The organism is Lysinibacillus sphaericus (assembly GCF_015844675.1).
Classification (GTDB): domain Bacteria; phylum Bacillota; class Bacilli; order Bacillales_A; family Planococcaceae; genus Lysinibacillus; species Lysinibacillus sphaericus_E.
Map to the genome: position 1 here is coordinate 1 of NZ_LDGC01000092.1, position 26,088 is coordinate 26,088.

General features: G+C 37.1%; 17 protein-coding genes and 1 other annotated feature. Of the genes, 14 read left to right on the plus strand and 3 right to left on the minus strand.

Annotated elements, in window-relative coordinates; all coding sequences use genetic code 11:
- The first annotated feature begins 79 nt into the window (after positions 1 to 79).
- The 7 genes from ABE34_RS22225 to ABE34_RS22255 all read left to right on the plus strand — a co-directional run bounded on the left by ABE34_RS22225 (position 80) and on the right by ABE34_RS22255 (position 11,161).
- Positions 80 to 1,209 (plus strand): IS3 family transposase gene (locus ABE34_RS22225; protein WP_197139965.1). Its coding sequence is split into 2 segments (ribosomal slippage): positions 80 to 326 and positions 326 to 1,209, totalling 1,131 coding nucleotides; the frame shifts between segments, so codons are not numbered across the junction.
- Positions 1,210 to 1,666: 457 nt separating this feature from the next.
- Positions 1,667 to 3,418 carry a dihydroxyacetone kinase subunit DhaK gene (dhaK, locus tag ABE34_RS22230; RefSeq protein WP_197144622.1) on the plus strand — a complete coding sequence of 584 codons (1,752 nt, stop codon included), beginning with the start codon at positions 1,667 to 1,669 and terminating at the stop codon, positions 3,416 to 3,418.
- Positions 3,419 to 3,549: 131 nt separating this feature from the next.
- Positions 3,550 to 3,761: a binding site (T-box leader), on the plus strand.
- Positions 3,762 to 3,851: 90 nt separating this feature from the next.
- Positions 3,852 to 6,269, plus strand: a complete 2,418-nt coding sequence (gene leuS, locus ABE34_RS22235; RefSeq protein WP_197144623.1) for a leucine--tRNA ligase — start codon at positions 3,852 to 3,854, stop codon at positions 6,267 to 6,269.
- 95 nt (positions 6,270 to 6,364) lie between these two features.
- Complete coding sequence (locus ABE34_RS22240) at positions 6,365 to 6,886, plus strand: sigma-70 family RNA polymerase sigma factor (protein WP_197144624.1); 522 nt, start codon at positions 6,365 to 6,367, stop codon at positions 6,884 to 6,886.
- Entirely contained in the window at positions 6,873 to 7,808 is a 936-nt protein-coding gene (locus tag ABE34_RS22245) for a hypothetical protein (protein WP_197144625.1), read from the plus strand. The genes ABE34_RS22240 and ABE34_RS22245 overlap by 14 nt, the downstream gene beginning before the upstream one ends.
- Before the next feature lie 908 nt (positions 7,809 to 8,716).
- A complete protein-coding gene (locus ABE34_RS22250; protein WP_197144626.1) occupies positions 8,717 to 9,988 on the plus strand; it encodes an L-lactate MFS transporter in 1,272 nt (423 codons plus the stop codon).
- 480 nt (positions 9,989 to 10,468) lie between these two features.
- The gene (locus tag ABE34_RS22255; RefSeq protein WP_197144627.1) at positions 10,469 to 11,161 is read left to right on the plus strand and encodes an AIM24 family protein; all 693 of its coding nucleotides are present in this window, start codon (positions 10,469 to 10,471) and stop codon (positions 11,159 to 11,161) included.
- Between the two features lie 245 nt (positions 11,162 to 11,406).
- On the opposite strand, the gene ABE34_RS22260 is transcribed toward ABE34_RS22255, so the two are convergent.
- Positions 11,407 to 12,657: an NAD(P)/FAD-dependent oxidoreductase gene (locus ABE34_RS22260; RefSeq protein WP_197144628.1), complete on the minus strand. Its 1,251-nt coding sequence runs from the start codon at positions 12,655 to 12,657 to the stop codon at positions 11,407 to 11,409.
- Between the two features lie 677 nt (positions 12,658 to 13,334).
- On the opposite strand from ABE34_RS22260, the gene asnB reads away from it, so the two are divergent.
- The 4 genes from asnB (at position 13,335) to ABE34_RS22280 (ending at position 19,646) form a co-directional block, all read left to right on the plus strand.
- Entirely contained in the window at positions 13,335 to 15,182 is a 1,848-nt protein-coding gene (gene asnB, locus ABE34_RS22265; protein ID WP_197144857.1) for an asparagine synthase (glutamine-hydrolyzing), read from the plus strand.
- A 439-nt stretch (positions 15,183 to 15,621) separates the two neighbouring features.
- Complete coding sequence (locus ABE34_RS22270; RefSeq protein ID WP_197144629.1) at positions 15,622 to 17,235, plus strand: putative polysaccharide biosynthesis protein; 1,614 nt, start codon at positions 15,622 to 15,624, stop codon at positions 17,233 to 17,235.
- 9 nt (positions 17,236 to 17,244) lie between these two features.
- On the plus strand, positions 17,245 to 17,958 hold the full coding sequence (locus tag ABE34_RS22275) for a pseudouridine synthase (RefSeq protein ID WP_197144630.1): 714 nt from the start codon (positions 17,245 to 17,247) through the stop codon (positions 17,956 to 17,958).
- A gap of 170 nt (positions 17,959 to 18,128) precedes the next feature.
- A complete protein-coding gene (locus tag ABE34_RS22280) occupies positions 18,129 to 19,646 on the plus strand; it encodes a GGDEF domain-containing protein (RefSeq protein WP_197144631.1) in 1,518 nt (505 codons plus the stop codon).
- 199 nt (positions 19,647 to 19,845) lie between these two features.
- On the opposite strand, the gene ABE34_RS22285 is transcribed toward ABE34_RS22280, so the two are convergent.
- A complete protein-coding gene (locus ABE34_RS22285) occupies positions 19,846 to 21,021 on the minus strand; it encodes an MDR family MFS transporter (protein ID WP_197144632.1) in 1,176 nt (391 codons plus the stop codon).
- Between the two features lie 872 nt (positions 21,022 to 21,893).
- The gene (locus ABE34_RS22290; RefSeq protein ID WP_049667439.1) at positions 21,894 to 22,115 is read right to left on the minus strand and encodes a DeoR family transcriptional regulator; all 222 of its coding nucleotides are present in this window, start codon (positions 22,113 to 22,115) and stop codon (positions 21,894 to 21,896) included.
- A 355-nt stretch (positions 22,116 to 22,470) separates the two neighbouring features.
- Here ABE34_RS22290 and pepV point away from each other — a divergent pair, with 355 nt between their 5' ends.
- The 3 genes from pepV (at position 22,471) to ABE34_RS22305 (ending at position 26,087) form a co-directional block, all read left to right on the plus strand.
- Positions 22,471 to 23,877: a dipeptidase PepV gene (gene pepV / locus ABE34_RS22295; protein WP_197144633.1), complete on the plus strand. Its 1,407-nt coding sequence runs from the start codon at positions 22,471 to 22,473 to the stop codon at positions 23,875 to 23,877.
- A 27-nt stretch (positions 23,878 to 23,904) separates the two neighbouring features.
- A complete protein-coding gene (gene dat, locus ABE34_RS22300) occupies positions 23,905 to 24,750 on the plus strand; it encodes a D-amino-acid transaminase (RefSeq protein WP_197144634.1) in 846 nt (281 codons plus the stop codon).
- Between the two features lie 332 nt (positions 24,751 to 25,082).
- A complete protein-coding gene (locus ABE34_RS22305; RefSeq protein ID WP_197144635.1) occupies positions 25,083 to 26,087 on the plus strand; it encodes a nuclease-related domain-containing protein in 1,005 nt (334 codons plus the stop codon).
- Position 26,088 lies beyond the last annotated feature (1 nt).

A 26,088-nucleotide genomic window follows, 5' to 3' on the forward strand; every position in this document is an offset into this window, starting at 1 on the left:
TTGGATAGGCTACACTAAGTTGGACAGATAAAATAAGGGGTTGTAAACTTAGACTAATAAAACAAGGGAGCGTGCTGCTATGACACGTCAACGTCGAACTTTTACACCCGAATTTAAACTGCAATTAGTGAAACTTTATGAAAATGGTAAATCTCGTGCAGACATTACTAGAGAATATGATATTACACCTTCTGCGTTAGATCGTTGGATAAAAAATCATAAAGAAACAGGTTCTTTTGATGCCAAAGATAATCGATCAGAAGAAGAAAATGAACTGGCTCGATTACGCAAGGAAAACCAAAGATTAATGATGGAAAATGATATTTTAAAGCAGGCGGCGCTGATCATGGGACGAAAATAGATGTGATTCGAAATAATGCTCACAAATATTCGGTATCAGCAATGTGTGACGTCCTCAATATTCCAAAAAGTACGTATTACTATCATGCCGATTTGTGTAGTAAACGTACGCTAAAAACTGAAGATAAAGAGATTTCCAAAGAGATTGCCCGTATTTTCAAAGAAAGCCGTAATAATTATGGTACGCGTAAAATCAAGAAAGAACTGAGTAAATTACCAGAGCCAAAACACGTATCACGTCGTCGAATTGGTCGTTTAATGAAAGATCTTGGACTCGTATCAAACTATACAGTAGCACAGTATAAGCCGCATAAATCAACATGTAATGAAGCGTCAGTAAAAAATGAATTACAGCGTCAGTTTGAGCAAGAAGAGCCATTGGCTGTCATCGTCAGCGATTTAACATACGTTCGTGTCGGAAAAAAGTGGCACTATGTATGCTTATTTGTCGACCTTTTTAATCGTGAGATTATTGGTCATAGTGCTGGCGCGAATAAAACTGCAGAACTTGTGTATCAAGCGATTGCGAGCATACATGCCAATTTGAATGATGTCAAAATGTTTCATACTGACCGAGGAAAAGAGTTTGATAATAAACTAATTTCAGAGAGTCTTGAAACATTCGGTATCCAACGGTCACTAAGCATGAAAGGTTGCCCTTATGACAACGCTGTGGCCGAAGCGATGTTTAAGGTATTTAAAACAGAATTCGCTAACGGAGCTCATTTCTCTTCTCTTGAACAGCTCGCCCTTGAACTTGATGATTATGTTCATTGGTTCAATAACATTCGAATTCACGGAACACTAGGCTATTTAACACCAGTAGAATTCAAGCAACAGCCCTTATAATTTTTGTCCAGTTTAGTGTTGACATACCACTTTATCCCGCAATAAGGGGCAGTAAAAACAGATGAACTGCCCCTAATTGCCCGATTGGTGAAGACTAATGATCAGTGGGGTACAGAAAACACCCCACTGATAAAGTTTCACTTTATCCCGCAATAAGGGGCAGTAAAAATAGATGAACTGCCCCTAATTGCCCGATTGGTGAAGACTAATGATCAGTGGGGTACAGAAAACACCCCACTGATAAAGTTTCACTTTATCTCGCAATAAAGGAACGCAATTATGCCGAGAATGAGTATCTTTAGACAAAGCTTTCATTTTACATAGTAAACTAGAATTCGTTATCAAATATATTTCGAGGGGTATGTATCATAGCAAGAATCTTCTTTGAATAATTATAGAAGTATGCCTACGAATAGGCTTCGTAGAATGTGACAAAACTTATAGGGGAGGATTAAAGATGAAAAAAATTATGAATCAACCTGAATCACTTGTTATGGAAATGTGTAATGGGATAGTTATGGCTCACCCGGAACTTGAGCTGTTAAAAAAATATAAAGTAATTAAGAAAAAAGCAATGAATGCAAATAAGGTAACTTTAATTAGCGGTGGCGGTAGTGGGCATGAACCAGCACATGCAGGGTTAGTAGGAAAAGGAATGCTCGATGCTGCGGTATGCGGTGACGTGTTTGCCTCTCCTTCACAAATACAGGTATATCAAGCAATTAAAGCAACAGCTAGCCAAAAAGGTACGCTGCTCATTATTAAAAATTACAGTGGAGATATAATGAATTTTAAAAATGGCGCCCACTTAGCCATGGAGGATGGCATTCAAGTAGAGTACGTTCGCGTAGAAGATGATATTGCAGTAGAAGATAGCCTTTATACAGTAGGACGCCGCGGTGTTGCAGGAGTTGTGTTAGTACATAAAATTGCTGGTGCAGCCGCAGAAGAAGGTATGGATTTGATGCAGGTTAAAGCTGTAGCGGAAAAAGCAGCGGCAAATGTTCGAACAATTGGTCTGGCACTAACTTCCTGTACGGTTCCAGCTAGTGGATCACCTACTTTCAAATTGGGTGAGGACGAGATGGAATATGGTGTCGGTATTCATGGAGAGCCAGGAAGAAAAAGAGAAAAAATGATGGCTGCAGATGAATTAGCTTTACGTATGACAAATGACCTTATGAAAGATTTAGGAGTAGATAAAGATGCTGAAATTGCTGTTCTAGTAAATGGATTTGGCGGTACACCACTTCAAGAACTTTATCTGTTTAATAATGCGGTTGCTAGAGAGCTGAGTAAAAGAAATATACGAATCAGTAGAACGTTTGTCGGCAATTACATGACAAGTATTGATATGGCTGGGATCTCTCTTACAGTAATGAAACTAGATGATGAACTGAATACACTATTATCGAAAGAATGTAATACACCTGCATTTAAGGTAGATGGACCAGTTGAACGTGTAGAATATGTAGATATTAAGGATAACGTAGAGGAGAAACAAGTTTTCTTTGAGACGGAAACAGAGGAAGAACACGCTATCATCAAAAATGAGGTAATCACATTAAATAATATGATTTATCTTGTAGATAAAATGAGCGAGATTATTATAAAGAACGAAGTGCCTTTTTGCGAATTGGATACCCATGCAGGTGACGGCGATTTCGGTATGAGTGTCGCAAAAGGATTTAAGGAATTAAAACGAGGATGGAGCTCGATTCTAAATCATGAACATTTAAGTATTGGGACTTTCCTTGATGGTTGTTCCATGATCATTATGGAACATTGCGGAGGAGCTTCTGGTCCAATTTGGGGCGGGGCATTCCGAGCTGCTAGTAAAGTAGTAGAGGGAAAAATGGAATTAACTGTAGGAGAGTTTGCTGAAATGTTAAAAGCGACGCTGAAAGGTATACAATCTGTCGGTGAGCGTTCTTTCGGAAGAGGGGCAGAAGTAGGAGATAAAACGCTTGTAGATGCGCTTGTACCTTGTGTAAATGCCTGGTCAGAAAGCGCTGCAATTGGTGCGGACTTTAAAACAGCCTTTGAGAAAGGGGCAGAGGCTGCTGTTAAAGGAGCGGAATATACAAAAGAAATTGTTGCTCGAATGGGTCGCGCTGGAACAGTTGGTGAAAGAAGCCTAGGATATCCGGATGCTGGTGCTTATGCGCTGGGGGTTATTTTTACAGAGCTTTCTTGTAGTTTAAAATAATGCGAGCTCTATGGACACAACTTATTTTGGATATTGTTACCTTCATAGGGATTTAATTTGTTCAAAAATGGTTAGTATGTAAACAAAGTCTTGTGCTTTTCAGTACTTTCCATTAGAATAAATGCAATACATGTAAGACAATGATGAGGAATAGTAAATTTGTGTTTCTTTTTAGAGAGCTAGCGGTTGGTGGGAGCTAGTAGGAAAGCAAATTGAACTCGCCTTCTGAGTCTGCCCGAGTGAAACAGCTCGTGCCGTTCCTTCCGCGTTAAGGAAGCTAAAGCCGAGTGTGATCACTAATGTGGGTGGTACCGCGGGAGATACGAATTCTCTCGTCCCTTTCTATTGAAGAAAGGGGCGAGTTTTTTTATTTTTTAAATATTTTGTCAATTCTTAAGTTGAAGAGCATGACACATTCAAAGGAGGAAAAATAATGAGTTTTAATCATCAACAAATCGAAAAAAAGTGGCAGCAATATTGGGCTGATAATAAAACGTTTAAAACTGAAAACGAAACAGAAAAACCAAAATTTTATGCGTTAGACATGTTCCCATACCCATCTGGTGCTGGTCTTCATGTAGGACATCCAGAGGGCTACACAGCGACAGACATCCTTTCACGCTTCAAGCGTATGCAAGGATATAACGTCCTTCATCCTATGGGATGGGATGCATTTGGTTTACCTGCAGAGCAATATGCACTTGATACAGGAAATGACCCGGCAGAATTTACAGCGAAAAATATTGCAACATTTAAGCGTCAAATCCAAGAGTTAGGCTTTAGCTATGACTGGGATCGTGAAATTAACACAACAGATCCAGAATATTATAAATGGACACAATGGATCTTTATCCAGCTTTATAAAAAAGGCTTAGCCTATGTAGATGAAGTAGCTGTAAACTGGTGTCCAGCACTTGGAACAGTACTTGCAAACGAAGAAGTTATTGATGGAAAGTCAGAGCGTGGTGGTCACCCTGTAGAACGTCGTCCAATGAAGCAATGGATGCTTAAAATTACTGCCTATGCTGATCGTTTAATCGATGACTTAGAGGAAGTTGATTGGCCAGAGTCTATTAAGGATATGCAACGTAACTGGATTGGTCGTTCAGAGGGTGCTGAAGTAACATTTAATATAGATGGAACAGATGAAAACTTCACAGTGTTTACAACACGTCCTGATACATTATTTGGTGCTACATACTGTGTTATTGCACCTGAGCATAAATTAGTGGAACAAATTACAACGGCTGAACAACAACAAACTGTTGAAGCTTATTTAGATAAAGTAAAATTGAAATCTGATTTAGAACGCACAGATTTAGCGAAAGAAAAAACAGGCGTATTCACAGGTGCCTATGCAATTAATCCGATTAACGGTAAAAAAATGCCGATTTGGGTTGCAGACTACGTATTAGTATCATACGGTACTGGTGCAATTATGGCAGTTCCAGCACATGATGAGCGTGACTATGAATTCGCAACAGAATTTGGTTTAGAAATTATTCCTGTCCTTGAAGGCGGAGACATTAGCAAAGAAGCCTTCACGGGTGATGGTAAACATATTAACTCTGATTTCCTTGATGGCTTAAACAAAGAGGAAGGTATTGCTAAAGCAATTCAATGGCTTGAAGAAAAAGGTGTAGGAGAGAAGAAAATCTCTTACCGTCTTCGCGACTGGTTATTCTCTCGTCAACGTTACTGGGGTGAGCCAATTCCTATGATACATTGGGAAGATGGTACAACGACGCCAGTACCGGAATCAGAATTACCATTAGTGCTACCAAAAACAGATAATATTCGTCCTTCAGGTACGGGTGAATCTCCGTTAGCGAACATTTCTGAATGGGTAAATGTTGTTGATCCTGAAACTGGCAAAAAAGGCCGTCGTGAAACGAATACGATGCCACAGTGGGCAGGTTCTAGCTGGTACTTCATACGTTATATTGACCCAACAAATAAAGAAGCAATTGCGGACCCTGAATTACTGAAACGTTGGTTACCAGTTGATATTTATATCGGTGGGGCAGAGCATGCGGTATTACACTTACTATACGCTCGCTTCTGGCACAAAGTATTATACGATTTAGGTGTTGTACACACGAAAGAGCCATTCCACAAATTATTTAACCAAGGGATGATTCTTGGTGAAGGTAATGAGAAAATGTCTAAATCAAAAGGTAATGTCGTTAACCCGGATGAAATCATTTCTTCACACGGTGCTGATACTTTACGTCTATATGAAATGTTCATGGGCCCACTTGAAGCATCTGTTGCATGGTCAACAAATGGCTTGGACGGGGCGCGTCGCTTCTTAGATCGTATTTGGCGTCTATTTGTCAATGAAGAAGATGGTACAATCGCTGCGAAAATTCAAGCTTCTGATGACAAAACACTAGAAAAATCATATCATCAAACTGTGAAAAAAGTGACAGAGGATTATGAAGGTATTCGCTTCAATACAGCTATTTCACAAATGATGGTATTCATCAATGATTGCTACAAAGCGGATGTAATTCCAACAGAATACGCTGAAGGCTTTGTGAAAATGCTAGCTCCAATGGTGCCACACGTTGCTGAAGAACTATGGCAGATATTAGGTCATGATGAAACACTTTCATATAAGGAATGGCCAACATATGATGAGTCTAAACTTGTTGATGATGAAGTGGAAATCGCCGTACAAGTCCTAGGCAAAGTACGTGCAAAAATCGTCGTAGCGAAAGATGCTTCAAAAGAAGAAATCGAAAAAGTAGCTCTTGCAGATGACAAAGTACAAGAGTATATGGCAGGCAAAGACTTAGTAAAAATAATTGTCATTCCAGGTAAGCTTGTTAATATCGTCGTGAAATAATAATGCGAAAAGTGTCCTAATTGGGCACTTTTTTCTTTTTTGCTGAAACCATATAAGATTTTGATACGACTATAGTGTGAATAGGAGGTGTTTGTTTGAGTGAACATTTAGCAAATATTATGGAAGAGCATGGTGAGTATTGCCTTCGTGTAGCTTATCTATATGTTAAAGACTGGGCTATTGCAGAAGAAATCGTTCAAGATGTCTTTTTTGCTTATTATCGGCAACGGGAGCGCTTTGAACAACGATCCTCGCTAAAAACATATTTAGTAAAAATAACAGTACATAAAAGTCATGACTATTTACGAAGCTGGAAAAATAAGCGGCATATTTTATTTGAAAAGCTGCACATTGGCGTCAGCAAACGATCGCCAGAAACGAATTTGATTGAAAAGGATGAACGAAGAATTGTAACAGCAGCATTGTTTAAGCTTCCAATCAACTACCGAGAAGTAATTATTCTTTATTATTACCAAGAATTAAAGGTTCGTGAGATAGCGGAGGTACTTACATGTACCGAAAACACAGTGAAGACAAGACTTCGTAGAGCTAGACAAATTTTGCAGGAAAAACTGGACAAAAGCCATTGGGAGGTGCTAGAAGATGACATCTTTTAAGGATAAACTGGATAAAGAGCTTGGAGAAGCCCCACGTTTCTCACAACAATTGCAGGAGCGTATTTTGCACAATGTAGTTCAGCAAAATAAACAACCTCGTAGATGGCAATATCCAATGATTTTCATAGGAGCAGTCATGACGATCCTTTTCTTGATTGTAATTGGTCCATGGAAGCAAGGAGATTCATCTAAGCAGGCTACAATTATTGAACTAGCCCAACATGAGGTTAAACAGTTTACGATTGCGTATAATTGGGAGGAGGATACTTTTAAGGCCGGAAGAACTGGCTGGATTTTAGGGCAACGGTCTTATAAAAATGATTCGGAAACAAAGCTCATTGCCAATACGCTTCAAAAGGCAGTTATTTCGAAGAAGGATGATGATTACTACGCATATCGTGATGTATGGGTAGAGTTCGGCAATGGGCAGGTTGTACAGCTAAAAATGTTCTTAAACGATGAACAGTTAGCTTTTAGCGATCGACAAACAAATATCTTTTACAAAGTGCAAGATGGCGATACAGCCTCATCATTTATTGCCCTTATGGAAAAAGATGAAAAAGATATTAGTTTCGGTAAGATGTTTATTTTTTTAATAGTTGCTCTCTTTCTAGGGTTGTTTATCGAGATAGCTGTTAGAAAAAAATTTAGCATCCCAAAGGAGCCAAAATATTTAAATACAGGCCATCAACGTACAACGTATATTGTTAAGTTTATAGAAGGGGCAATTTTAATTTTAATGAATCTATATGGGTGGTTTATCTATATAGCTGCAATATCCGGATTTTTAGTTGTCGCCATGATAAGTTCTATTGCGATTGACTATTATTATGGGCGAGAGGAAAAAAGACATTTTATATCAATTGGATTATTTATTATGTCACTGGTACTAATAATTGTATTTATCACTTATTTTTCATAAAAAGAAAGAGATGCTCTGAAATTCTTCGAGCATCTTTTTTGATATATAACCAGATTATGGGAGAACTTTATTTTGAAATATGTATTGAAGGTTGTCTTAAATTGATTGTTTCTAATAGAATACATATCTCTGTAAAAGCTAGTATTTACATAAACAAATCTAGAATTGGGATTTATGGGCATTAACAGTATTTGGTTGAAAAGTACTGTTTTTACTTGTGCACTATAGCAAATATTTCTGTTATAACTGATTGGTTTAGTTGTTTTTTAGTTTGAAAAGTATAACTATCCATAGCTAAAAAGAATGTGTAGGATTCTTACTAAAAGAAAAAATATATATTTGAATAATAAAAATCAATGAGTAATGATTATTCGTTTTGAAGTATGCATAATCCGTATTGTATTTATTTAATTGAATATCCATTAAAAGTTAATTAAATCAGTTAACATGATTTTCAAATTCCCTTTTGTACGAATGAAATTTGTCTATTTTAGCTTATTAATTCTCTTTCGCGCGCGTTATTTCTACTTAGTGGATATTTATTTATGATCCTTTATATTAACACGAAGAATTAATAAGTGTTAGAAAAAGCGGCATATACATAGGTTGCATGTGAAAATATGCACAAAATTAATTATATAAATATAATTAATGTGGAGTTGGATAATAGAGTAGAAAAATAATAATAGCTAAAAAATGTTATGGTTTTTGTTTAAAAAACATCTATTTGCTTAGAGACTGTAGGGTTTTCGTTATAAAATTATTGGGGTAAAAAATAAAATACTTTTTGCAGAAATAATATTTTTAAAAAAACATCTTGCATTTGAATAATTCTAAGTGGTAAATTGTTTTACAGAGACGTTCATAAAATTTTCACAGGTAGCAAAAGAGGGGAGAAAAGAGAAATTATGAATAAAAATAGATGGTTAATTGCATTATCTGCAATCGCTATTCACCTTTCAATCGGTGGAGCATATGCATACAGTGTATACAAGATACCGATTGTTAAAGAAATGGGATGGAGTGAAACAAACGTAACGGTTGCCTTCACAATAATGATGGGGCTTGCTGGTTTTTCGGCAGCATTATTTGGTAACTTAGTAGAAAAAATGGGACCACGTAAATCTGCGATGATAGCAGCTGTTCTATTTGGGGCAGGACAAGCTGGTGCAGGTGTAGCGATTTCAATGGATTCCGTAACATTGTACTGGTTAACATATGGTTTACTAAGTGGATTGGGTATGGGTATTGGTTACATTGCGCCTGTATCGACATTAGTAAAATGGTTCCCGGATCGTCGCGGATTAGCAACAGGTATGGCTGTACTTGGATTTGGTTCAGGAGCACTTATTACAGCGCCAGTCGCAGCTAACTTAATGGAGGCTGTGGGAATTTCTACAACGTACTTTATTTTAGGGGCAAGTTATTTCACGTTAATGATTTTAGGGGCTTCATATATAGCACCGCCTAAACCTGGTTATATGCCAGCGAATATGAAGGCGGCTGCAGATAATGGTAAAGAAGTAGTGAAGAAAGATTTAGCTGTCATGTCAGCACGTGAAGCTGTAAAAACTAAGCATTTCTGGATGCTTTGGTCAATGCATTTAGTGAACGTAACAGCAGGTATTATGATGATTTCTGTTGCATCTCCAATGGCTCAAGAAATTGTAGGTTTATCAGTTGCGGGAGCCGCAGCAATGGTAGGTATAATGGGATTATTTAATGGTGGTGGTCGTTTAATATGGGCTGCTGTGTCTGACTATATTGGTCGTTCGAATGTCTTTGTAATTTTCTTTATCGCACAGCTAGTTACATTTATCGTCTTACCGCATACTACAAACGCGATTATTTTCCAAGCACTTATTTTCTTAGTTGTTAGTTGCTACGGTGGAGGTTTCTCTAATCTACCTGCATTTGCAAGTGATTTATTCGGTACGAAACAACTTGGAGTTATTCATGGTTATTTATTAACGACTTGGTCTTTAGGTGGTATTTTTGGTCCACTTTTAGTAAGCACTATTAAAAATGCTTATGGTAGCTATATTCCTGTATTCTATGTATTTACAGGGTTAATTGCAGCTTCATTAATTATTGCTTTAACATTACGTGCAGATGTACGTAAACGAACAGCATTAAAAGAAGCTTCACAAAAGGTTGGAGACGTCTCCGCTACACAATAAAGTTTACTTTCAATTCGCACTTGAAGGTAATGGCCATATAAGTGTCATTTCGCACATGACGCTTGTATGGTCTTTTTTTGTAGCTATTGTTATATAACACTCGATTAATCTCTGTTTAATGTATAACAGTTGGTTTCTGCTGTCAATATCATTATGGGAAATAAAGTGATTTCGCTACTAAAAGAGAAATTTTGTAACGGAAAGCAAATACGAGGTGTATGAACTAATTTGCTAGTAGGTGGCCACAAACTAATGTTTTTAGTTCAACATCTTTTGTTTTTAATTAATTATGAAGCTTTTTTTCCCCATGAACGAAACGATAAAATATAAAAGCATAAATTAGACACCATTTCATTTTTTTGCGGTTTCTGAAAAGATTCAACGGGATCATTCAATCGTTCGTTTTTACCCCACCGATAATTTGATTGAATCTTTCCGGAACTTAAAACGTATATAAAATAAATAAGGAGGCATTGTGATATGGGGAAATTTTCTTTAAATGAGTTTATTAATAAAACACAGCAGGACGATAGCGAAAATGAATATTTCGAGTTAGAAACTGAGCGTGTATTAGAAGTCAACCTAAATGGCGAGGTTTGGTCGAAAATGGGTGCGATGATTTCTTATGTAGGAGATATTAAGTTTGAGCGTGAGCGTGTGTTGGAGCACGGCTTAGGTAAAATGTTTAAAAAGGCATTAACTGGCGAAGGTACACAACTTATGAAAGCGATGGGTAAGGGGCGACTTTATTTAGCCGATCAAGGGAAAAAAGTAACGGTCTTCGATCTCAAGGATGAAGCAATTTGTGTAAACGGTAATGATTTACTCGCATTTGAGCCTAGTATTGATTGGGATATTCATTTAATGCGTAAAATGGCAGGAGTTATGTCAGGTGGGTTGTTTAATGTAACTTTACAAGGAAGAGGGAAGGTTGCCATTACAACTCATTTCGAACCGTTAACATTGTTAGTAAAGCCTGGTGAAACTGTTTATACTGATCCACATGCTACTGTAGCGTGGTCAGGTACTTTGTCCCCAGAGTTTAAAACAGATATTAGCTTCCGAACATTTATCGGTCGAGGAAGTGGTGAATCCATTCAAATGGCATTTTCAGGTGAAGGGTTTGTCATCATTCAACCATATGAAGAAGTATATATGTCAAAAGAAGGCTAAAAAAGCGTGTCCACGTTTTCAGGACACGCTTTTATTAATGAGTTGATTTCCATCCCAGACTACTCACCGTAATCGAGCAAAAGAGATATACAACAGTGATTTGATTGTACATCTGTTTGCTATTGCCGCCCTCATGAAAGCGCTCAGTCGGAACGAAAATTACCCCCTCGCTTTGCCGAAGAGCTTCATTACCCAATAGTTTTTATGTGATAAAAACCGCTAATATAAGGCTGAAACAGAGTATATTACATTCCTGCGTTCATCCCAGCAATACGTCCTGTAACGAGTGCAGACGTAATATTATAGCCACCTGTGTAGCCATGAATATCAAGGATTTCTCCACAGAAAAATAAACCATCTTTTTTCTTTGAAGCCATTGTCTTTGGTTCTATCTCTTTAACAGAGACGCCACCACCAGTGACAAATGCTTTTTCAAGAGATTGTGTCCCACTAACTGTCATTGTGAAATTGACGAGTAATCTAGCTAAATTGCGGACTTTTTCCTGTGATAATTCAGCGCCTGTCATTTGCACATCGATATTTGCACGCTCACATAAAAATAGTAGCCAGCGTTCAGGAGCAATACCCTTCCATACATTTTTCACGGCTTTTTTGGGATCTTCTTTAACGAGTCTGTTTAAATATTGCAGGCACGTTTCTTCATTATAATCAACAAGTGTCTGAATACGCATTGTTACAGGCTCGTAACCTGTTTTCATTAATTCTTTCACGATAAATTGACTACAGCGTAAAACAGCAGGACCGCTTAACCCGAAATGAGTAAAGAGCATGTCCATTTGATGCGTTACTAGGACCTTGCCCTTTTGGTTTAAAACAGAGACAGCGACATCGCGTAATGCAAGTCCTTGTAGCTCACGAGCTTGAATGAAATCCTCTTTTGATAGAACAGGAACCTCTGTAGGGAAAAGTGTAGTAATTTTATGGCCGGCACGCTCTGCCCATGGATAACCATCGCCTGTTGAGCCAGTTTGTGGAACAGCTTTCCCACCAACGGCAACGACTACTGCCTCACTACGAATTTCTGTGCCATCTGTAAGGCGTACCCCGAGAATTTTTTCTTCATCCATTAAAAGCTTATTAACGGGTGTGTTTAAGCGCACTTCAATATGTAGCCTCTGAAGCTGACGAATAAGTGCATCTACAACATCTTGCGCGCGGTTAGATACAGGAAACATACGTCCGTGATCCTCTTCTTTTAATGCCACACCAAGTCCTTCGAAAAATGCAATAATATCTTCGTTATTATAAACAGTGAATGGGCTGTAAAGAAAACGGCCATTTCCAGGTATGTGTTTGACTATTTCTTCAACGGGCAAACGATTAGTGACATTACAGCGACCACCGCCTGAAATGGCCAATTTTTTGCCGAGCTTTGTTCCTTTTTCTAGTAATAATACTTTCTTTTTACGTTCTCCAGCGGCGATAGCAGCCATTAAACCGGATGGGCCACCACCGATAACGATAACATCGTACATATATTTAAAAACTCACTTTCTTTTCAAATTAGGAATCTTTCCTATTATACATGAAGTCTATATAGAGAGGCTTCTTTCACATTGAAAATACGACAAAAGTATTTTATAATTTCTTATCTTCTACTTTCACGTGGTTCTTCGCCATAACGTGTGGTTGATTTCCGTTCCGACTGGGCGCTTTGTAGCTGCCGCTTCGCTTTCGCACAGAGCAAAGCTTCCTGGGGGCGTCCGATGAGCCGCTTCGCTTCGCTGCAGGGTCTCGGGCCAACAGATATCTTTTGCGCGAAAGCGTGAGTGCAACGTAGCGGCAGCGGCACGATGTTGGTCACGGAGGCGTTATCACAGGATGTGATGCTTTTAGCCTCCGTTCCTTTATAGCTAATCCCCAAGAAGTCGCTCAGTCTACACTACAATCAACTTATATACATGAAATATTTTTTAACACAATGTTATCCAAAACTATCGATGTTAAATTTTAATGTGTGGATTTAGGGCAGAAGATGTAAAGTTGAAGTGTTTTTAAATGAGATAAAGTGCTCGTTGGTTGAACGAATAATCGGTGTAGAATAAATTAACTGATGAAAGTTTTGCTTTATATGTATTGTCGGTATGAAATGAATGTCTTTTCATGCTATTATGGTAAAGGTTATGCACTAAATTATGAGGTGAAAAATAGAATGTGCGGATTTATAGGCTATATTAATGGAACAAATGTGATTGATCATCATCAAACGATTGAAAATATGATGAATACAATTATTCACCGTGGACCGGACAGCGGCGGGATTCACAGTGATGATACAGTAACGTTAGGATTCCGTCGATTAAGTATTATCGACTTATCAGACGTGGCAAATCAGCCGTTGTACAGTGCGGATGGTAACATCGTTCTCGTATTTAATGGAGAAATCTTTAACTTCCAAGAGCTACGTGCTGATTTGATTGAAAAAGGTCACAACTTTAAAACACACTCTGATAGTGAAGTTATTATTTATGGTTATGTTGAATACGGAGTAGAATTTGTCAAAAAGCTTCGCGGAATGTTCGCATTCTGTATTTGGGATAAAAAGAATGATTTACAATTCATCGCTCGTGATGGCTTTGGTATTAAGCCACTGTATTATACAGAAAACACAACAGATGGTACGTTTATTTTCGGTTCAGAAATTAAATCATTTTTACCACACCCATCATTTATTAAAGAGTTAAATAAAGATGCGCTACGCCCTTATTTGACGTTCCAATATTCTTCAATGGATGAAACATTCTTTAAAGGTGTGTACAAATTACAACCAGCACACTATATGCTTATTCAAAATGGCCAAAAGAAAATTGTTCAGTATTGGGATAAAAAATTCCATGCGAAAGAAGCGCCAATCGAAAAGTATGTTGAAGACATTCGTACGACAGTGAGAGAATCTGTAGATGCGCATCAAATTAGTGATGTGAAGGTCGGTTCTTTCTTATCAGGTGGTATTGATTCAAGCTATATTACTTCATTATTACGCCCTGATAAATCCTTCTCTGTTGGTTTCTCTGACTACGAGGATATGTTCAATGAAACAAATTTAGCAAAAGAATTATCGGATACATTAGAAATTCAAAATGAGCGTAAATATATTTCGGCAGATGAGTGTTTTGAAGCATTACCGAAAATTCAGTGGCACATGGACGAGCCACAATCGAACCCATCTTCTGTACCGCTATACTTCCTTTCTGAGTTAGCATCAAAGGATGTAACAGTAGTACTTTCAGGTGAAGGTGCGGATGAAATCTTTGGTGGCTATTCATGGTATCAAAACTCTGGCAAAATGCAAAAATATGAAAAAGTTCCATTTGGTATCCGTAAAGCGTTACGAGGCATAGCAGAGGCATTGCCTAAAAATCAATATACGCACTTCCTTGTTAAAGGTGGCCAAACAGTAGAAGAGCGCTTCATCGGGGAAGCGGTAGTATGGGATGAAGAAGATGCATTAAATGTTTTGAAACCAGACTATAAAAATGGTCCATCTGTAAAATCGATTACAAAACGTATTTACGATGAAGTTCCAGGCGATGATGATGTTACTAAAATGCAGTATCTTGACTTAAATCTTTGGATGCCAGGCGATATTTTATTAAAAGCAGATAAAATGAGTATGGCCCATTCAATTGAATTACGTGTACCATTTTTAGATAAAGAAGTAATGGAATTAGCGAAAAACATTCCTTCGAAATATCGCGTAAATGATATTGATACGAAATATGTACTTCGTCAAGCTGCGCATCAGGAATTACCTGAAGAATGGGCAAAACGTCCAAAACTTGGCTTCCCAGTGCCAATCCGTCACTGGTTACGTGAAGAAAAGTATTATAAATTGGTAAAAGAAATGTTTACAACTGACTTTGCCAATGAATTCTTTGATACAAAACAATTAGTAGGCTATCTAGATGAGCACTATGAAGGAAAAGCAAATCGTGGGCGTTATATTTGGACAGCCTATGTATTCTTAGTATGGTATAAACAATTTTTCGTAGATATGTAATAAGAAGTAGCTTTAATCGGTGGGGGTTTTCGTAATCTCCACCGATTATTTTGACACTTCTATTTTCCTTTAAGAGGACATTAATGCTATTTTTTTTTTGAGTGCTAGAACTTTTTAATATATTTATGCGTCTGTTTACCTAGTAAATATGTTAAGATTACAGTTGGTTTACTTTTTTAATATTTTCTAGGGTTGTTGTTTTCTGAATTTTGTTAATGTAGTTCTGTAGTTTTTACAGTGAGAGTAAGCTTTTTATATGGCAGCGTTTACAAGTTATTGTGAAACAAGTGCTTTGTTTGCAGATCTGCTCAAGAAGTAACTTAAACCTTGAGTGTGTTGAAATTATGCCTAGGCATAATTGATTGGCAAATAGTTTATAAGTTTTTTCTAAGTGTTAAGATAATGAAAATATTGACTTTAAAATGAATGGATGGTTACAATGTCCAATTTAATGAAAGGTACTGCGATATTAACGATGGGGATGTTTTTATCGAAGGTGCTCGGATTAATTTATATTTTTCCTTTTTATGCGATTGTGGGTGAGGAGAATGTAGCCCTCTATCAATATGCATATATTCCCTACTCGATTATGCTAGCAGTAGCCATCTCGGGTGCGCCAATTGCTGTATCCAAGTTTGTTTCTAAATACAATGCAATGGGTGATTATCAATCAGGCCGCAAGCTTATGAAATCCGGCATACTTATTATGATGTGTACTGGGTTAGCGGCGTTTATTGTTCTCTTTATATTAGCTACACCAATAGCGGGCCTTGTTATTAAAAGTGATGAACAGGCATTTTCGGTAGAGCAAATTGCCTCAGTTATTCGCTGGGTTAGCTTTGCGTTAATTGTTGTGCCATTTATGAGTCTTTGGCGTGGATTTTTCCAAGGCTATGACAAAATGGAGCCTACCGCAGTTTCTCAACTAGTAGAGCAAATTGTTCGTATTGTAGTGTTATTAGGTGGTTCATTCTTAGTTGTAGTAGTTTTTAATGGGAAACCAGAGACGGCTGTTTCCTTTGCTGTGTTTGCTGCCTTTATTGGAGCAATTGGCGGGTTGCTAGTACTCTATTATTATTGGAAAAAATATCAACCTGAATTTGATTTATTGCGCAGTCAAAGTGTTACATCTACACAGCTACCAATGTCCAACATATATAAAGAAGTAATTACGTATTCGATTCCGATGGTGTTTGTAGGTGTTGCTAACCCATTATTCCAATTAGTGGATATGCTTACGTTTAATGGAGCTATGGCATCTATAGGCTTAGCGGAAGTAACGGATAAGTACTTATCAATGATTAACTTTACAACACATAAGGTTGTCATTATTCCAGTAATGCTAGCTACAGGTTTTTCAATGGCGCTAGTACCGACGATTACAAAATATTTTACGCAAGGTGAATATTTATCGTTACGAAATGCAATGGATAAGACATATCAAATATTAATTTTCATTACATTACCAGCAGTAGTTGGAATTTCGTTGTTATCGAATGAAATATATTTTATGCTCTATTCTGAAAGCGAGATGGGGGCTATGATTTTAGCCCATTATGCACCTGTTGCTATTTTATTTGCATTATTCCAAGTGACTGCAGCACTTTTACAGGGTATTGATTTCCAAAAGTGGATTGTCCTCAGCTTATTATCAGGGATTTTAGTCAAACTAGCGATTAATATTCCGTTAATTCGTTTGATGGAGGCAGATGGTGCACTTCTTGCCACAGCTATTGGCTATAGTGTTTCAATTATCATTAATATACTTGTGCTACGACAAACATTGAACTACAAATCAGAAATGGTTATTCGTCGTGTCATGCTCATTTCTCTTTTGACAGCGATAATGGCGGTAAGTGTATTCATCGTTCATACGCTTTTAGAGTTATTAATGGGACCAGTAGGTGGTAAATTCTCAGCTTTAGTTTATTCTGTTATTTGTGCTGGAGTAGGTGTAGCAGTATATGGCTTCTTGTCTTTACGCCTAGGCTTAGCACAAAAGCTTCTCGGTGAACGATTGACAAGAATAACGAACAAACTGGGATTTAAATAGGAGGTACTAATGCGATTAGATAAATTACTGTCGAATATGGGTTACGGGTCACGCAAGGAAGTTAAGTTGCTTTTAAAGCAGAAAGCAGTGACAGTAGATGGCGCATATGCGAAGGATGCAGCATTACATGTTGATCCTGACAAGCAGGAGGTTTCTGTATTTGGAGAGCGTGTGAACTATACAGAATTTGTATATTTTATGATGAATAAGCCTCCAGGCGTTATTTCTGCAACGGAGGATTTGCGAGATGAAACCGTCATCGATTTGTTAGAGCCTTTACATCAGCATTTCCAGCCTTTCCCTGTTGGGCGACTTGATAAAGATACAGAGGGATTATTGCTAATAACAAATGATGGTTCTTTAGCACATAATTTATTGTCTCCTAAAAAACATGTGCCGAAGGTTTATTATGCACAAATAGAAGGAATTGTGACTGAGGAAGATTGTGAGAAATTTGCTCAAGGTGTTGAGCTAGATGATGGTTATGTAACTAAACCAGGAGAGCTCATCATATTAAAATCTGCTCAACAATCTGAAATTGAGTTAACGATCCAAGAAGGTAAGTTTCATCAGGTGAAGCGAATGTTTGAGGCTGTTGGAAAACGTGTAGTCTATTTAAAGCGTCTATCAATGGGCAACTTAAAACTAGACGACAGTTTGAATTTAGGTGAATATAGAGAATTAACGGCTGAAGAGCTAGCCTGCTTACAAAATAGGGATTAGAGAATTCCTCGATGCTAACGATGATTAGTATCGGGGTATTTTTTATATACATACTTATACCGGTAACTGTATAATTAATGTAACCTATGTGAAAAGCTATTTAGTCTATGGTACTAAAAATCACTAAAGTTTCGAAAAAATGATGGTGAAAATAAGTAGAGGACACGTTAATGAGAAACCTAAGAATTAAATTATTTATATCTCTAATTGGCTTTGCGTTAATACTTGTTGCTGTAATTTTTTATTTCAATAGGCAAATACTTACAGATGATATTGAAAAACAAGAAGTTATGAATAGAACATTAATTGAAAATCATATTCTGACAGATATGCAAACGGTAGATAATGCACATTACTATTTTGATAAAACTCTCTCTGAGAAAATGGAAGCGGTACTACGAAACCTAATTACATATTATGAAGAAAACCCTCATATAGCAAAGTGGGATTTGGAGAAAATAAAAAACGAGCATGGAATGGATGTGTACATACTCGATCAATCAAATACTGTAATTTATACAACTTTTGAAAAAGATAAAGGTTTTAATTTTTCTCAATGCTGCACACGTTTTTCTGCTTTACTAGACGAACGTCGAATAAGCGGGAAATACTATGTTGATGGTATAGATATTTCAACAACTACTGGGGGATATCGAAAATTTGGTTATTTAGCGACACCAGACAAGAAATATTTATTCGAGGTCGGTATAGACTTACTTAAAGATCCTGTATTCCAAACTTTTAACTTCGAAAAGACAGCTGACTATTTAATAGATAAATATGCTGATTTATTAGAAGTACAAACGATAACTGCGGGAGGGGTTTTCTTTTCTGATGCTAAATCTCGTAAAACTGTAAATGATCAATCGAAAATGTTTCAAGAGCATTATAAGCTAGCCAAAGAAACGATGAAGCCAACGGAATATCAAAAGGAGTTTGAAAATGGTTATATCGAAAAGCATCGTTTTTTACCGTATGAAGCAGAAGCAGAAAAGGTTCGGGGAGAATCCTCTAAAAGAGTTGTATATGTAAAATACGGTAATTTCACAGAAATTAGAGCGCTTACAAAAAATACAAAGCAGTTTCGAATATTACTGTTTATTGCCTTAGTAACTTCTTTCATCATGCTATTAGTCATCAATAAACTTCTTTCCAAAACGATCCATCTCGCAACATATGATCCATTAACAAATGTTTATAATCGTGCTACCTATATTAGAAAAATGGGCGATTTATTAAGTAAAAGGAAGACGAATCAACCAGGTTTATTGTTGTTAGATTTAGATAATTTTAAACAAGTAAATGATCGATTTGGACATGTTGAAGGTGATAAGATCCTGATTGAAACAGCCAGAACTTTAAAACAAGAAGTAGGGAAAAATGGCTTTGTTGTTAGATTTGGTGGAGATGAATTTGCAATTGTTTTATATGATACGAAAGATGAATATATGGGAAAATTAGCGCATTCTATTTTGGAGAAAATTCATCACTATAAGTTTGCGGATAAAATTTCTGTTGATAAATGGTCTGTACTTTCAGTCAGTTTGGGCGGTGCCATTTGCAGTCATCCAGATGAGTCAGAAAGAAGCTTATTTGAGCGTGCAGATAAGGCATTATATCAATCGAAAAATGCTGGTAAAGACCAATACACCATTTATGAAGAAGTTACAGTTGAGGAGGAAAGTTAAAGCCACTTTGAAATTTTGAATATAATTGTAAAACCAATCGTTAGCTCGCTCCAATCCTATTAGTAAGTTCAAGCATGTATATCAAATGCTTGAAATTCGCTGATAGACATGGAGCGATTTTTTTGTCTAAATGTTAACTCCTTAATAAACCGATTGGTGAAGACTAGTAATCAGTCGAGGAAGAGCTCACGGAGAAAATTTATCCCTGTTGTGGCTTAAGTTTTGATCTGTAAAATATACAACTACATAAAACAAGAACAGCGATAACTGCATACATTGCATCCATGTAATGTGTTAAAAGCCACCCGCCGATAATTGGTCCAATAAAGCCGCCTAAATTTTTAAATTGGGCTGCTCCTAAATAGACTCCCTTTTGAGTATCAGGCGCAATTTCATCAATCATGATGCTCATAGTCGGAAAGGCAAAAATTTCACCAATCGTGAATATAACCATAGCGATCATATAGAGTGGATAGTTATTCGAGAAGCCGAATAATAAAAGGCCACATGCAAAGAACAGAATTCCTACTAATAGAGTAGCCGAAGATGAAAAACGTTCTGAAAGTATACTAATTGGCAATTGAAGTAATAATACAACCGCTGCATTTAGTGAAATTAGTACGGAATAGAGTTTGGTACCTTCTTCGATTTTAAGTTCAATGATTTGTGGCAGTGTTGAATCAAATTGAGAGTAACCGATATTTATTAAAATTGCCCCGAAAATAAAGCTTAGTAGTACACGATTCGTCAAAAGTATCGTGAAGGTTTGCAGTATTTTTGTAGGTGTTGGAGCTTTTGGTTGCTGCATTTCATAGTGATTTAAAACTAAAAATAAAAATACAGCATAAATAATATACATAATTCCTGTCAGCATAAACGGAATACTTGGGCTAGACAATTGAGAAATATAAACACCAATAACAGGACCGATGACAGCTGCTATGTTAATCGCTGTATAGCGAAGCGAGAACAATCTTTTCCGTTTTTCCACAGGCGTAAAATCAATCATTAATGCTTGTGTCGAGGGCTCAAAGAAGGAGCGACATAAGCCATTTAAGGCATTCAATGCGACGAAGAGCCAAACCGTATGAGCTGTTGCAAAGCCAAAGAATACAATGCTCCAAACAACAATAGTAAGTAAAATGATGCTTTTCCTGCCAAACCGGTCAGTAAGATAACCACCAAAGAATCCTCCTACAGTGGAGATTAACGGTGCAATACCAATTGTCAAACCTATTTGTAAAGGAGATGCTTCGATTTCGTTATGTAAGTAAATGGCTAAAAAGGGCATGGCCATAAAACTTGCTATGCGTGTAAAAATAGTTCCACCTAAAATGATCCAAACTAGAGGATGAAACAGTTTAGAAAGCTTCATAAAAATCCTCCTTTCAAAATGTAGAATGTTTCGATTTTAACGGATTGTTAAGCAATTGTAAATAGTCAGAAAAATAGTTTGATATAACGCCGAGGAAGCAAATGTTGTAAAAAAATGAATTCTTAGCGAATATAGGCTTTGTATATATAAGCTTCATACCTTAATGTGTGGTTGATTTCCGTTCCGACTGGGGACTTTGTAGCTGCCGCTACAGAAAATATTTGTTGTTGCTGTCGCTACGCTTTCGCACAGATAAAACATTTGTTGCTGTCGCTACGCTTTCGCACAGATAAAACATTTGTTGCTGACGCTACGCTTTCGCACAGATAAAACATTTGTTGCTGACGCTACGCTTTCGCACAGATAAAACAGTTGTTGCTGACGCTACGCTTTCGCACAGATAAAACAGTTGTTGCTGACGCTACGCTTTCGCACAGATAAAACATTTGTTGCTGACGCTACGCTTTCGCACAGATAAAACAGTTGTTGCTGACGCTACGCTTTCGCACAGATAAAACATTTGTTGCTGACGCTACGCTTTCGCACAGATAAAACATTTGTTGCTGACGCTACGCTTTCGCACAGATAAAACATTAGTTTCTGACGCTACACTTTCGCACAGGTCATAGCTTCCCGGGGGCATCGATGAGCCGCTCAAGCCAACAGATGTCATCCTCAACTTTAATGATGAGCTAATGAATATTTATCATTAGAGGGAAATTTCACTAAAAGTAATCGCGTTTTTTTGGAGTATTTGCTTGGTAGTTTAATAAATTGTGGGGAATCAAAAAAGTAGAAAACAAAAAAAGAATGACCACGACGAAAGGTCATTCTTTTCCGATACAAAATGTTTTACGTGTTACACGTAAAAACTAAGACGTCAATTTTACTTTTTTCTTCGTCGTTGTCCATTTGCCTCGACTTGGACTCATCACCAAATCGTTAAAGGCTAACACGTTCAAATCTCTTTGAACGGTGCGAGGAGTGATACTAAACTCTTCGACTAAATCCTGTGTAGACACGGTTCCTTTGTCTAAAATAAACATGTACACATCTTTAATACGATTAAGCATTCGATCAGTAGTTGGTTTCATAAATGAACCACTCCTTCATCTTAATTCTCTTGGCAAAGACTAGCGGACGACAATATGTGCGGAGTGCACTTAGGCTAATAAGTAGCTGCCTTAGACATCCCCTTTTCTAATTTTATATTCAGAAAAATAGTTCTGATAAGTTCATTATATAGAAAAACAAGTCAGTTTTCTAGTGAATGCAAGAGGAATTTACAAATCAGACATAAAATTTTCACAGTATTTTGTGGGAATAAGTGAAAAACGTGCTATATGTGGTAGTGATTGAAGTAAGTTTTTGAAAACTTGCCAGAAAGATGATTGTAAATTATGTTGTAAAGAGTAGAATAATGTTATTACTTTAGAGGAGGTACATCATATGGATTGGTTACAAGCTGCAAAGGAAAGACAAGATGAATTGATACAAGATTTACAGGAGCTTGTGCAAATTAATAGTGTTCTCGATGAGAATACGATCACTACTGAAGTACCTTTTGGTGATGGTCCATTAAAGGCTCTTGAATGGTTATTAACTAAGGGCGAAGCTGAAGGATTACAAACTAAAAATATTGATAATTATGCTGGTCACATACAGATGGGCGAAGGTGACGATTTATTAGGTATTTTATGTCATGTTGACGTGGTACCAGTTGGTGATGAAACAGATTGGACATACCCACCCTTTAGCGGCACTGTAGCAGATGGTAAGCTATTTGCCCGTGGTGCAATAGATGATAAAGGCCCAACAATTGCAGCATGGATGGCCATGAAACTTGTCAAGGATGCAGGCATTGAGCTTAATAAAAGAGTACGTATGATAATCGGTACGGATGAAGAAACTGGCTTCCGCTGTGTCGACCACTATTTTAAACATGAGGAAATGCCGACGATTGGCTTTGCACCAGATGCGGATTTCCCGCTCATCAATGCTGAAAAAGGCATTGCAGAGCTAGTGTTCTCTCAAAATAGAACAGGCGATGCTTCGAAAGAACAGCTATTACTATTTAATGCTGGAAAGCGACCAAATATGGTACCAGATTTTGCAAAAGCAACAGTTCAATTTGTTTCCGAGCAATTCGAACAGAATTTTCACACATTTTTAAGCGAAAATCAGCTAGAAGGCTCTTTATTAATCGAGGGTTCTCACTATATAATAACTATCAAAGGTAAAGCAGCCCACGCAATGGAACCGGAAAAAGGTATCAATGCAGCTGTTTATCTTACAGCATTTTTACAACAAGAGTTGACGACAGCGGCAAGTAAGCAATTTGTCGACTTTACCGCAGATGTTTTTTATCAAGACCATTATGGCAACAAGCTTGCTTTACAATTCGAGGATGAAATGTCTGGTAAAACTACATTAAATCCCGGTATTGTAACTTACGATGTAACTAAAGGTGGTAGCATGGTCATTAGCATGCGCTATTCTGTCACATATCCGTTTGATGAAAAAATCACGGAAGCACAACGTTTAGCTGTGGCAAAAGGATTTTCATTGGATATTCAAGATGACTCTAAACCACATTATGTAAGCGAGGATGATGCATTTATCCAAACTTTAGCAAATATCTATAGACGTCAAACAGGAGATTATGAAACGCCTTTACTGTCTACTGGTGGTGGTACGTATGCTCGTGTCATGAAAAAAGGTGTAGCATTTGGCATGCTATTCCCAGGTGAACCTGACGTAGCACATCGTGCGGATGAGTTTGTTGTCATTGAAAATCTTATAAAAGCAACAGCTATTTATGCTGAAGCAATTGTTGAACTTGCAGGAAATAAATAAATTAGATATGAAAAGGATGAACGAAACATGGCATATTCATTATGGAATGATCAAATCGTTGAAGAAGGATCTATTACAGTCTCTCCAGAAGACAGAGGTTACCAATTTGGTGACGGCATTTATGAAGTAATAAAAGTATATAACGGAAATATGTTCACAGCACAGGAACACATTGATCGTTTCTATGCGAGTGCCGAAAAAATTCGTCTTGTCATTCCTTATACTAAAGACGTATTACACAAATTATTACATGAACTTATTGAAAAAAATAATTTGGAAACAGGCCATGTTTACTTCCAAATCACACGTGGTACGACTTCTCGCAATCATATTTTCCCAGATTCGAGTGTCCCAGCTGTATTAACAGGGAATGTTAAAGCAGGCGAGCGTTCATATGAAAACTTTGAAAAAGGTGTTAAAGCTACTTTTGTAGAGGATGTTCGCTGGTTACGTTGTGATATCAAATCATTAAACTTATTAGGTGCTGTAATGGCAAAACAAGAAGCATCTGAAAAAGGTTGCTATGAAGCTATTTTACATCGCGGTGACATCGTAACAGAATGTTCATCAGCAAATGTTTACGGCATTAAAGATGGTAAGCTTTATACACACCCTGCAAATAACTTCATTTTAAACGGTATTACACGCCAAGTTATTTTAAAATGTGCTGAGGAAATTAATTTACCTGTTATTGAAGAACCAATGACAAAGGCTGATTTATTAACAATGAGTGAGATCATTGTGTCATCTGTATCTTCTGAAGTAACACCTGTTATCGATGTTGATGGTAACAAAATTGGTGCTGGAGTTCCAGGTGAATGGACTCGTAAATTACAACAAGCATTCGAGGCGAAATTACCACTTTCTATTTAATGGAAAATAAATGAATCTTGTAAGAGAGCTACTCTAAACTTTAGGTAGCTCTCTTTTTCTATAGAACAAATTATGGATGTTTTCTCCTGGAACGTCATGTAAAATAAAAAAGATGACTACAGTTGTAGAATGATTGCCATCGGGATTTAATTTCAATGAGCAAATGTCGATGTAATGTATGCAATTGTCTATTTCTCTTCATTTAGCAATGTTTGCGACAACGCAATTACTTCAAGACGAAATTGTTATTGCGATTGTTTTGCTTTCTAAGCAAGAGTGGAGAAATTAGCAAATTAGATATAGGGCGAGTAAGATTGGAGTGACCAAAACACATGGCACAATTGGTGAAATTACAAGATTATATTTCACGCTATCAAATTGATTTAGCAAGATATCCAACACAATTTGTACGCTTAAAGCAAAGTCAATGGGAGCGTGTTAAGCGACAGTGGGAGTTAGGAGAAGAAATTAGCGAGTGGCAACATAACGACGGCGATTCAGAAAATAATTCTTTTGAGGGAAAAGAAAGGTTCTCTTTATTCAAAAAAATATTTGCTGGTCGTCAGAGGGAAGAAATTGAGGATATTGAAGAGGTCGAAATAACGAATGAACTAGTGAGTGATGAAGATAGCATACCAGAAGAAGAAACAACTTTAACATTTGAACCAAAAATAGTTTACGCACCACAATCTATTCATGAATTGAAACGAATGTTTATCGATCAATTTTTCCATTTCCAAATGAAATGGGCAAGTTCAACACTACGTGAAAAGTCGTATGTGGATCCTCGTTTTATGCGTGATCCCTTGTTGCGAAATTTGTTACAAAAATTACCGGATAACTATTTGCTTTTTTATTATCCTATTTTACAAATAAGAAAAGCACCTATAGAGCTTGATGTCGTGCTAATGTCACCGACAGAATGTATTTGTATAACAGTACTAGAAGCTGAAAATCAAGCAGTTTATGTAGGAGGCAGTGAGCGATTCTGGATAAAAAAAGTAGGGACGAAGGATTCAAAAGTACTTAATCCAATGATAAGTTTAAATCGTATGGAGTCCGTATTAACTCAATTATTTAAGCAGGAAAATATAAATATGCCGATTCGCAAGGTTATTTTATCACAGAATGGCTATTTCGATTATCCAGGTTCACCTTACGGAATTCAATTTGTTGATCGTCGAAATTATGGAGAATGGATGGAGCATTTAAGGAAAGTTTCCTCTCCTATGAAGCATATGCAAATTCGTGCTTCTCAAACGATTTTAAGCAATGTACAAACAACTTCATTTAATCGAGATATTTGGCAGCAATCTTCTCAACCAGCCGGGGATTAGG